The 6,180-nt window shown below is 70.5% G+C and carries 6 protein-coding genes; 1 reads left to right on the forward strand and 5 read right to left on the reverse strand.

Annotation, left to right across the window (positions count from 1 at the left end):
- Window positions 1-33 precede the first annotated feature (33 nt).
- The 4 genes from AB0E24_RS43145 to proS form a co-directional block, all read right to left on the reverse strand.
- Window positions 34-273: an RNA-binding protein gene (locus AB0E24_RS43145; RefSeq protein WP_046087411.1), complete on the reverse strand. Its 240-nt coding sequence runs from the start codon at window positions 271-273 to the stop codon at window positions 34-36.
- Between the two features lie 2 nt (window positions 274-275).
- The gene (gene rpsP, locus AB0E24_RS43150; protein ID WP_069866434.1) at window positions 276-719 is read right to left on the reverse strand and encodes a 30S ribosomal protein S16; all 444 of its coding nucleotides are present in this window, start codon (window positions 717-719) and stop codon (window positions 276-278) included.
- A 155-nt stretch (window positions 720-874) separates the two neighbouring features.
- Window positions 875-1,468 (reverse strand): hypothetical protein, encoded by a 594-nt coding sequence (locus tag AB0E24_RS43155; protein WP_069866436.1) that lies wholly within the window; start codon window positions 1,466-1,468, stop codon window positions 875-877.
- 159 nt (window positions 1,469-1,627) lie between these two features.
- Complete coding sequence (gene proS / locus AB0E24_RS43160; protein WP_359385303.1) at window positions 1,628-3,043, reverse strand: proline--tRNA ligase; 1,416 nt, start codon at window positions 3,041-3,043, stop codon at window positions 1,628-1,630.
- A 315-nt stretch (window positions 3,044-3,358) separates the two neighbouring features.
- Between proS and AB0E24_RS43165 the strand changes: the two genes are divergently transcribed.
- Window positions 3,359-4,288, forward strand: a complete 930-nt coding sequence (locus tag AB0E24_RS43165; protein WP_359385305.1) for an SAM-dependent methyltransferase — start codon at window positions 3,359-3,361, stop codon at window positions 4,286-4,288.
- A 129-nt stretch (window positions 4,289-4,417) separates the two neighbouring features.
- On the opposite strand, the gene ffh is transcribed toward AB0E24_RS43165, so the two are convergent.
- Window positions 4,418-5,968 carry a signal recognition particle protein gene (gene ffh, locus AB0E24_RS43170; protein ID WP_069866441.1) on the reverse strand — a complete coding sequence of 517 codons (1,551 nt, stop codon included), beginning with the start codon at window positions 5,966-5,968 and terminating at the stop codon, window positions 4,418-4,420.
- Window positions 5,969-6,180: the final 212 nt, after the last annotated feature.

The following is a 6,180-nucleotide window of genomic DNA, read 5'->3' on the forward strand; positions in this document are numbered from 1 at the left end:
CCCCGGCCCGTGCCGGTGCTCTTCTTGTTCGCCTCAGTGGACCTGATCGACGTCGACGAGGTCGACGCGGATCCCACGGCCGCCGATGGCGCCCACGACGGTGCGCAGGGCGCGTGCGGTGCGGCCATTGCGGCCGATCACCTTGCCGAGGTCATCGGGGTGCACCCGAACCTCCAGCACCCGCCCGCGCCGCAGGTTGCGCGAGGCCACCTGCACCTCGTCGGGGTTGTCGACAATGCCCTTCACCAGGTGCTCGAGGGCCTCCTCGAGCATCCTCAGGCCTCGGTCGAGGCGGTGGACTCAGCGGACTCGGCCGCCTCGTCCGACTTCTTGTCGGCCTTCTTCGCCTTCGGGGTGATCGCCTCACCCTTCGGCTCATCACCGGCGTCCTTGGCGGCCGCCTCGAACAGGGCGCGCTTGTCGGCCTTCGGCTCGGCGACCTTCATCGGAGCCGGGGCGGGCAGACCCTTGAACTGCTGCCAGTCGCCGGTGACCTTCAGGATGGCCAGCACCGGCTCGGTCGGCTGCGCGCCGACCTTCAGCCAGTGCTGCACACGCTCCGAGTCGACCTCGATGCGCGACGGGTTCTGCACCGGGTGGTACAGACCGATCTCCTCGATCGCCCGGCCGTCACGGCGGGTGCGGGAGTCGGCGACGACGATGCGGTAGTGAGGCGAACGGATCTTGCCCAGACGCTTCAGCTTGATCTTGACTGCCACGGGAGTGGTGTCTCCTGGTCTTGACGTGGTTGAGCACTGCGACGTGCCGCGTGGGGTTGCGGTACCCGAGTGCCCGATGGACGCGTCAGCCGGAGGAGAGAGGGGTCCTGGTCGACTGTCGAGTACAGCAGACCATTGTGCCACACCGTGACAGGTCAGCCGACCGCGGCCACCGGCTCCGGAATGCGGAAGGGCTTACCGCATCCTCCGCACATGATCGGCGCCTGGGCCAGCACCGACGGGACGACCCGGACATTGCGCCCGCAGTCGCACACCGCCTTGACCCGGACCCCGCCACCGGACGAGCCGTGCCGCGCGGCGGGCCCGCGGAAGGTACGGGAGGTCTCGGCGGTCGTCGCCACGGTGTGCGCCTTGAGCGCGCGCTGGAGGCGGTCGATCGTGGTCCGGTAGCGCTTTCTCGCCTCGGGGCTGAGGGTGACCAGCGAGAAGCCGCTGCTGGGATGCGGCTCATCGGGGTGGTCAAGCCCCAGCTCCTCGGCGACCGCCAGGAACCGGCGGTTGTGGTAGCGGCCGGCACGTGAGGTGTCACGGACACCGCGGGCAGCGGCGATCCCATGAACTGCCTCATGCAGCAGCCGTTCGAAGGAGAGCTCGGCGCCACATGCGGACGACGACTCTCCGATCAGCGATTCGGGCGCGGCTAGATCCGGCAGCTCGGGGTGGTGCCGTTGAATATCGGCCCACGCCTGTGCCAGCTCTGCGGCGAGAACAGGTGGTGTCGTGCTCACGTCGTGCTAACGAGCAGGACCGTCCCGGTGTTCCGATTCCGGGCCATCCCAAATAATTTGCACGTACCAGTCAGTTCACGGTGATGTACGACGACGAGGGGCGGGTGCGTAAATCTGTGGATGAGCCACGCACCGCGCACCAAGCCGGTACGTACCGGTTCAGTAAGCCCGCGCGACGAACGCGACGTTACCGGGAGCGTCATCGGCGTCCGGCACCGCCCCGTCCTCGGTGACCAGACACCGGACGGATACGGACCGCTCGGCGAGCGCCGCCTCGCCTTCCGGGCCCAGGTCCGCCCACTGGATACGGGCCCAGCCGCCCGCCGCCGCGGCCTCGGCGGCCTCCTCCATGGTCGTCACGTCCGTGGTGCGCGCCTTACGGCGCTCACGGGCCTGTCGCAGCAGCAGCGCCTGGTCCTCCTCCAGGACCTTGGGCAGCAGCTCCGGCAGCAGCTCGGCGCGCACCGGCTCCTTGCCGCCGGGGATCCGCCGGGCCACCATCGCGGTGCCGCCCTCCAGGTCGCGCGGGCCGATCTCGACCCGAATGGGGACGCCTTTGAGCTCCCAGTCGACCGCGCGCCGGCCGAAGGGGGTGTCCGTACGGTCGTCGACATGGACCCGCACGCCCGCCGCGGTCAGCAGGTCGCCGATCTCGCGGACCTTGGCGAGCACCGCCTCATCGCCCTTGATCGCCAGCACCACGACCTGGATCGGGGCCAGCCGCGGCGGGATCCGCAGGCCGTTGTCGTCGCCGTGCATCATCACCAGCGCGCCGACCATCCGGGTCGTGCTGCCCCATGAGGTCTGCCAGACCAGCTCCTGCTCGCCGTCCTTGGACAGATAGCTGGTGTGGAAGGCCCTGGCGAAGTTCTGGCCGAGCTCATGGCTGGTGCCCAGCTGGAGCGCCTTGCCGTCGCCCATCATCCCTTCGAGGGTGAGGGTGTTGAGGGCGCCCGCGAACCGCTCCCGGGCGGTCTTGCGGCCCAGGACGAGGTCCATCGCCAGGACGTCCTCCATGAACCGGGCGTAGACCTCACGGTGGATCCGGGCGGCGAAGTCCCTGGCGTCCTCGTACGTCGCGTGCGCGGTGTGGCCCTCCTGCCACAGGAACTCGGTCGTCCGCAGGAACAGCCGCGGCCGCAGCTCCCAACGCACCACATTGGCCCACTGGTTGATCAGCAGCGGCAGATCGCGGTAGCTCTGCACCCACTTGGAGAAGTACTCGTTGACGATCGTCTCGGAGGTGGGCCGGACGACGACCGGCTCCTCGAGCTCCTTACCGCCGCCATGGGTGACGACCGCCAGCTCCGGCGCGAACCCCTCGACGTGATCGGCCTCCCGGGCCAGATACGACTGCGGGATGAAGAGCGGGAAGTACGCGTTCTGGACGCCGACCGCCTTGATGCGGGCGTCCATGTCCTGCTGCATCCGCTCCCACAGCCCGTACCCGTACGGTCGGATGACCATGGTGCCGCGCACCGGGCCGTTGTCCGCCAGCTCGGCCTTGTTGATCACATCCTGGTACCAGCGGGGGAAGTCCTCCACCCGCGGGGTGAGTACGGGAGCCTTGGCCATGGCGCCGATCGTACGGCGGCGGGGTACCGAACCGTGAATCGTGCCAGAGCGAGGCGATCACTGCCGGCCACCGCCCGGCGCCGTCCAGCGGCCCGCCGAGACCAGGGGGCCGGGGGGCGGTTCCGGGAGCATGGCGTACTCACAGGTGTGCGGGGGCGCACAAAGGGGGCACGCAAGCACGGCCGTGAAACCTCTGGACGCGGGGACGGATGCGGAGTTCCCTGGCATTTGGGGGTGGGACGTCATAACGCACAACGGCGTATGTGACACCAAATCTGACGACGGCACTGCTCTTCGCTGATTGGGGCCCTTTCGATGACATCCACGCTCGTACGGCGGCACCGACCGCGCCCCTCCTCGTCATGGACGAGGGACGCCCACGCCCGCACCCGCGACTGGGCGGAGATCCAGGAGCGGATGCTGGTCCCGCTGTACGAGGCCGTCTACGAACGGCTGGACGTCGGCGCCGAGACCCATCTGCTGGGCCTGGGCTGCGGCTCCGGGCTCGCCCTCCTCATGGCGGCCGCGCGCGGCGCCACGGTCTGCGGGGTGGACACGGACGAGCCGCGTCTGGGCCTCGCGCGCGAGCGGCTGACGGCCCCGCGCGCGCCGGGCGGGCATGGCGGGCCGGGCGGGCACGGCAGGCCGGGGCGGTCCGCACGGCTGGGCCCCGGCGGCCCGGAGAGCCCGTGCGTTCAGGAGGCCGCGGCCAACGCGGCCTTCACGGTGGTGACCGCCTTCGAGCCGCTGTCGGCCCTGGACGCGGAAGGCTCCGGGGCCGCGGTGTCCGCGGCGGCGTCCACGCTCGCGGCCGCCGCCGCGCGCACCGAGCGCGGCGGGGCCGTGGTGCTCGCCGGATGGGGCCCGCCGGAGCGCTGCGCCACCTCCGGGGTGCTGCGGGTGGGCGCCCGGCTCGCCGATCCGATGTACTCCCCCGGCGAGCGCCGGGAGGAGCCCACGCCCGCGCGCTGGCGGCTGTGCGGGCGTGACGACCTGGAGGAGCTGGCCGCGCGGGCCGGGCTGCGGCCCGACGGATCGGGCCGGGTGGCCTGCCCGTTCGGGTACGCCGACATGGACAGCGCGGTGCGCGGGCTGCTGTCGACGGGGCTGTTCGACGCGGCGGAGCGGGTCACGGATCCGACCCAGGTCCGTAAGGAGATCACCGAGGCGCTCCATCCGCATCGGCGCGCGGACGGCACGGTGTGGATGCCCAATGTCTTCCGCTATCTGATCTGCCGCGTCTGAACAGGACCTCCGCGTAAGGCCCCTGGAATCCGCCGTGTGCGCGGGGGCCTTACGGTTCGCTCGTACGGACGCCTCGAAGGGCCGGAGCCGTTGGTTCGTACGGACGCCTCGAGCGGGCGCCGGGGCGGCTCAGCCCATGAACTTCTTGAACTCGTCGGGGAGTTCGAAGTCCTTACCGCCCTGCTCAGCGCCGGGCAGCCCGAACGCGCCGCCCTGCTCGCGGCGCGCCGCGGCGGCCTGCTCCTCGGCCTTGCGCTTCATGGGGTTGCCCGAACGCTGCTTCCCCTTGGCCTTCTTCTGCTGCTTGCCCTTGCGCTTGGCGCTGCCGCCACCCATGCCAGGCATACCCGGCATCCCGGGCATTCCCGGCATGCCGCCCTGGGCCATCTTCGACATCATCTTGCGCGCGTCGAAGAACCGCTCCACCAGGTTCTTCACCGCGCTCACCTCGACACCGGAGCCGCGGGCGATACGGGCGCGGCGCGAGCCGTTGATGATCGTGGGGTCCTGGCGCTCGGCCGGGGTCATCGACTTGATGATGGCCGCGGTGCGGTCCACATCCCGCTCGTCCAGATTGTTGAGCTGGTCCTTCATCTGGCCCATGCCCGGCAGCATGCCGAGCAGCTTGGAGATGGAGCCCATCTTGCGGACCTGCTCCATCTGCGCCAGGAAGTCGTCGAGCGTGAACTCCTTGGGGCCCTTCGCCAGCTTGGCCGCCATCTTCTCGGCCTCTTGCTGGCTGAAGGTCTGCTCGGCCTTCTCGATCAGGCTGAGCATGTCGCCCATGCCGAGGATGCGGGACGCCATACGGTCCGGGTGGAACGCGTCGAAGTCGTCCAGCTTCTCGCCGTTGGAGGCGAACATGATCTGACGGCCGGTGACATGCGCGATGGACAGCGCGGCACCGCCGCGCGCATCGCCGTCCAGCTTGGAGAGCACCACGCCGTCGAAGCCGACGCCGTCGCGGAACGCCTCCGCGGTGTTCACCGCGTCCTGGCCGATCATCGCGTCGACGACGAAGAGGACCTCGTCCGGGCGGACCGCGTCGCGGATGTCGGCCGCCTGCCGCATCAGCTCCTCGTCGATGCCGAGGCGGCCCGCGGTGTCGACGATCACGACGTCGTGCTGCTTGGTCCGGGCGAACTCGATCGAGTCCTGTGCCACCTTCACCGGGTCGCCGACGCCGTTGCCCGGCTCGGGGGCGAAGACGGCGACCTCGGCGCGCTCGGCGACCACCGAGAGCTGATTGACGGCGTTGGGGCGCTGGAGGTCACAGGCGACGAGCAGCGGGGCGTGGCCCTGGGTCTTCAGCCAGCGGCCGAGCTTTCCCGCGAGGGTGGTCTTACCGGCGCCCTGGAGACCCGCGAGCATGATCACTGTCGGCGGCTGCTTGGCGAAGCGGAGGCGCCTCGCCTCGCCGCCCAGGATGCCGACCAGCTCATCGTTGACGATCTTGATGACCTGCTGGGCGGGGTTGAGCGCCTGGGAGACCTCCGCGCCGAGGCTCCGCTCCTTGACCTGCTTGATGAACGCCCGGACGACGGGCAGCGCCACGTCGGCCTCTAGGAGGGCGATACGGATCTCGCGTGCCGTGGCGTCGATGTCCGCCTCGCTGAGGCGGCCCTTGCCCCGGAGGTTCTTGAAAGTCGCTGCGAGGCGATCGGAGAGGGTATCGAACACGGTGGTCGCGAATCCTTCGGTCGGATGTCGGGTCGGTGGTCGGCCTCCAAGGGTATCCGGCTGTTGCGGGAACGGTCTGCCCCCGGGCTGGGGGCCGCCCGTCCGGGGGGTGCTTTTCCCCACCCCGCCCCTTCCCGAACCGGGGCTCCGCCCCGGGCCCCGCTGGGGCTGCGCCCCAGACCCCGTTCCGGGGGCTCCGCCCCCGAACCCCC

Origin of the sequence: Streptomyces malaysiensis subsp. malaysiensis, from assembly GCF_040653035.1 — a bacterium.
GTDB classification, from domain to species: domain Bacteria; phylum Actinomycetota; class Actinomycetes; order Streptomycetales; family Streptomycetaceae; genus Streptomyces; species Streptomyces malaysiensis.